The sequence below is a fragment of the uncultured Cetobacterium sp. genome, from assembly GCF_947039425.1.
GTDB lineage: Bacteria > Fusobacteriota > Fusobacteriia > Fusobacteriales > Fusobacteriaceae > Cetobacterium_A.
The window spans coordinates 1-3703 of record NZ_CAMQYW010000197.1 but is presented as its reverse complement, the minus strand read 5'-3'; the positions used below and the strand labels follow the sequence as shown (position 1 = coordinate 3703).

Below are 3703 nucleotides of genomic sequence, written 5' to 3'. Positions count from 1 at the left end.
ACCATTGTATTTAGTAATACATCGACTTCCTTCTCTTTTTCAAGAAAATTCATCCCTCTCATATCAACATCTAAGTATCCATCGGAATCAATTTCGAACCTTGGAGTAACCTCCAAAACTTCTTGCATTCCTCCTAACGGGAATTGCATAGCCACTGAGATAGCTGCACAAACAATATCTTGTCCATGTTCAGCATATTCTGAATGACCTTTAGCAGAATATCTTACTACTCTACCATTTTTTTTTAAAACCTCAATCTTTGTCATAAATTAATTATGCGTTGATTGCTGTAACTTTGATCTCAGTGAAAAGTTGTCTGTGACCTTTTTTCTTATGATATCCAGTTTTTGGCTTGTATTTGAAGTTAATAACTTTAGCTCCTTTACCTTGAGCAACAACCTCTGCTACTACTTTAGCACCTTCAACAACAGGAGTTCCTACTTTAACCTCTCCGTTATTTGACACTAAAAGAACATCTGTTAATTCTACAGTTGTATTAACTTCAGCATTTAGTTTCTCAACTCTTAATACTTCACCTACTGCAACCTTGTACTGTTTTCCACCAGTTTTTATAACTGCGTACATTCTAACACCTCCAAAAGTATAAAGATCGCTGGATTCGGTTGCTGATGACCTTATCCAAGCTTAATCTATTTGTTATAATAACATTATTTTTATTTTTTGTCAACTATTTTTTATTGGTACCATTCTTGAAATACTCTAGCTCCATTTCTATATCTAACTATTTTTTCCAACTGACCTTCATTTGTAAATTCTTTCCATTCTCCATTGGGATACCCTTTGAACAGTTGTCCCTTTTCTTTTATTTTCCCATTGTCCCAATAAGTTATCCAAGGTCCTGTTCCGTTTACTAAATCCGCTTGATAAATACTATCTCCATTTTTATCAAACCATTCTACTAATCCTGTTACTTTACCATTTTCATAATTTATCTTAGAACGAATCTTTCCAGTTATTCTATAAAAAGTTTTTTGAATACCATTTTTCTTTCCATCTTTATAAGGTTCAATCATTCCAATAGTTCCACTCTCAGAATACCAAGTTTTATTTCCATTTAATTTCCCATCTTTATATTCCTCAGTATAGTGCTTATGTACCCCGATTACTGCTGCAAATATCCCTGTAAAAGGTGCTTTTGATTTTCCATTATATGCTATTTTATTTCTTACTGTTTTATAAGCAATGCTTACTTGATCTATATTATTAAGTTTTATCTCTGTTATCCCTGATTCTGACATTTCTGGTCCTCCACCTTCACTTGGATGAATTATATCTGATTGGGGTCTAAAATCTTCTTCACTTATTGTTTTTATTACTGATGTTTGTTTAGGTACACTTGGTAATTTTATTAAAGGTTCCTGTTTTTTTTCAGTAGAACTGCACCCCACTAAAGTTAATAACAGAATTCCTATTCCTATGTTCATTTTTTTCATGTTTTAGCTCCTAATAAAAATTTTATATAAATAAAATAAGCCATGAATTTGAGAATACTCTCCTTCCTGGCTTTGTATTATTTTAAGTGATAGGCATTAAGTAAGCCGGGTTTTGTATTTGTTAATCATTTATCTAGAACTATAATCACTTATAGTTTCAAGCAACTTACCCTGAGAGAGAGCGAGCAACTCCTTTATTCTCTCCTATTTAGCCTTGCTCCAAAGGGGGTTTACCTAGCTTTCTTAGTTCCCTAAGAAACTGGTGGTCTCTTACACCGCCTTTTCACCCTTACTACAAACTTCGTAGCGGTCTATTCTCTGTGGCACTTTCCTTAAAGTTTCCTTTAGTAGCCGTTAGCTACCCTTTTGCTCTGTGGAGCCCGGACTTTCCTCTTGTTGAAAACAACAAGCGATTAACCCTAATACCTATCATTTTTTAAACTTATATTTTCTTTTTTTTCTTTTCACCTGTATTATTCTAATACAGATTACTGAAATTGTCAATACTATTCCTAAAAATATTTTTAACTTCATTGAATCATCTTGTGTTTCCACTTGAGTATCATCATTATCTTCAGTAGTAAATATTTGATATAAACCATCAATTAACTTTTCAGATAATAAAGTTTCATCTTTTTTATTAACAGTTGTTTCTACATTATCTAACAATAATGTTATTTCAGGAGAGATATCTTCTGGATTTAAATCTTGCGACAGTTGAACTTGGACTTTAACATTCCCATTAGCATCTTGAATTATATTAACTATTACTGCTTTTTCCTGTTCCTCTGTTTGAAACCCTTCATTTTCTTCTAATGTGTTTAAAAACATCTTATTTCCTGTTTTCTTTTCAAACTGAGATATAGATGAGTTTAATTTATTTATATCCTGCTCATTAAATACTTTTCTATAGTCATTTATCTTTCCAAATGCTATCGTTCCCATTAAAATAAAACCTAGTGCTATTTTTTTTACCATTTAAATCTCCTTATTTGTTTTGAAAAATTGGCCCATCATTAAAATAATTTATTTCAATATCAAAATTTTCTTTCAAAATATTTTCTAGTATTTTTCCAAACATTTGTTCACTTTCAAAATGTCCTATGTCTATTAAAGAAAAATTTTCCTCTTTAGCATCTAAAGCCTCATGGTATTTCACATCTCCTGTTATTAGAATATCTGCACCTAATTTTTTAGCTTTTCTCCAATAACTAGCTCCTGACCCACTTATTAGTGCTACTTTTTTTATTAATAAATTTTCTTTTGATAATACTAAACTAACTTTTTCTATATTTAATTTTTCTTTTATCTCTAAAATTAATTGATCAATTGTTATTGATGAATTCAATTTATATAATCTTCCTATACCGATTTCTTCACCATCAATCTCTTTTTTATCTAAAATTTCACCCTTTTCAAATCCTAAAATATTTTCACCTAAATAATCATTTAATCCAAATTTTCCACTATCCAAATTTGTATGCATAGAATAAACAGCAATATTATTTTCTATTAAAGACAATATTTTTTTTCCTAAAGTGCTGTCTCCTGTCACCGCTTTTAAAGGTTTAAATATCATAGGATGATGTGTTATTATCAACTGTACATTTTCTGTTATAGCTTCTTTTATAACTTTTTCTGTTAAATCAAGAGATAATAAAATTTTATTTATTTCACTACTTCTTCTTCCAACTTGTAATCCAACATTATCCCATTCTTCTGAATAATTTTTAGGAAACTTCTCTTCTAAACAATTTATAATTTTACTTAGTTTCATATTTTTAAACTTCTTCCACCAGCAAGAGATAATTTAGTTAATGCCTTTTCAAATTTTTCTTCTCCTGATCCTCTTGTTAATTCTAAATCATTTTCTATTTCAAAAATTGATTCTCTTTTTGTTCCAATTAATCCATAATATTTTTTAAGAATAATTTCATCTTCTTTTGAAAGTTTCATTGGTACTGATTCAAAATTTAAATGTTCAAGTAATTTTATCTTTTCACCAATAATCTCTGATTTTTCCTCTTGAGAAAACTCTTCCTCAATTTCATCCTCATCTAAAGCTGAAACAATCTCATCTTCTAACAACTCTTCTCTTCTTTTTATAAAGTAACCTTTATACATATATTTTTCATTTTCAATTCTTTCTTCTACAAATAATAGCATCTCTTTTCTTACCCAAAGCATTAAATACACTAATAAATCTCCATTTGAAGGTCTATAGTTCTCTAATCCTTTTATAACAGCTA

General features: G+C 29.7%; 6 protein-coding genes and 1 other RNA gene. All 7 read right to left on the bottom strand.

The features are described 5' to 3' along the window. Positions 1–266, bottom strand: a 266-nt coding sequence (locus tag Q0V09_RS09040; RefSeq protein WP_297488716.1) for a ribosomal-processing cysteine protease Prp, incomplete at its 3' end; no start/stop codon positions are given. A gap of 7 nt (positions 267–273) precedes the next feature. Next, the gene (gene rplU, locus Q0V09_RS09035; protein ID WP_297488714.1) at positions 274–585 is read right to left on the bottom strand and encodes a 50S ribosomal protein L21; all 312 of its coding nucleotides are present in this window, start codon (positions 583–585) and stop codon (positions 274–276) included. A 110-nt stretch (positions 586–695) separates the two neighbouring features. Beyond that, complete coding sequence (locus tag Q0V09_RS09030; RefSeq protein ID WP_297488712.1) at positions 696–1454, bottom strand: toxin-antitoxin system YwqK family antitoxin; 759 nt, start codon at positions 1452–1454, stop codon at positions 696–698. A gap of 85 nt (positions 1455–1539) precedes the next feature. After that, an RNA gene (gene rnpB / locus Q0V09_RS09025) (RNase P RNA component class A) lies at positions 1540–1884 on the bottom strand. After that, positions 1884–2432, bottom strand: coding sequence for a hypothetical protein (locus Q0V09_RS09020; protein WP_297406878.1), 549 nt, complete (start codon positions 2430–2432; stop codon positions 1884–1886). The genes rnpB and Q0V09_RS09020 overlap by 1 nt, the downstream gene beginning before the upstream one ends. A 10-nt stretch (positions 2433–2442) precedes the next feature. Then, entirely contained in the window at positions 2443–3231 is a 789-nt protein-coding gene (locus Q0V09_RS09015) for a Nif3-like dinuclear metal center hexameric protein (protein ID WP_297488710.1), read from the bottom strand. Then, on the bottom strand, positions 3228–3703 hold a 476-nt coding region (locus Q0V09_RS09010; RefSeq protein ID WP_297488708.1), incomplete at its 5' end, for a hypothetical protein. The genes Q0V09_RS09015 and Q0V09_RS09010, both read right to left, overlap by 4 nt.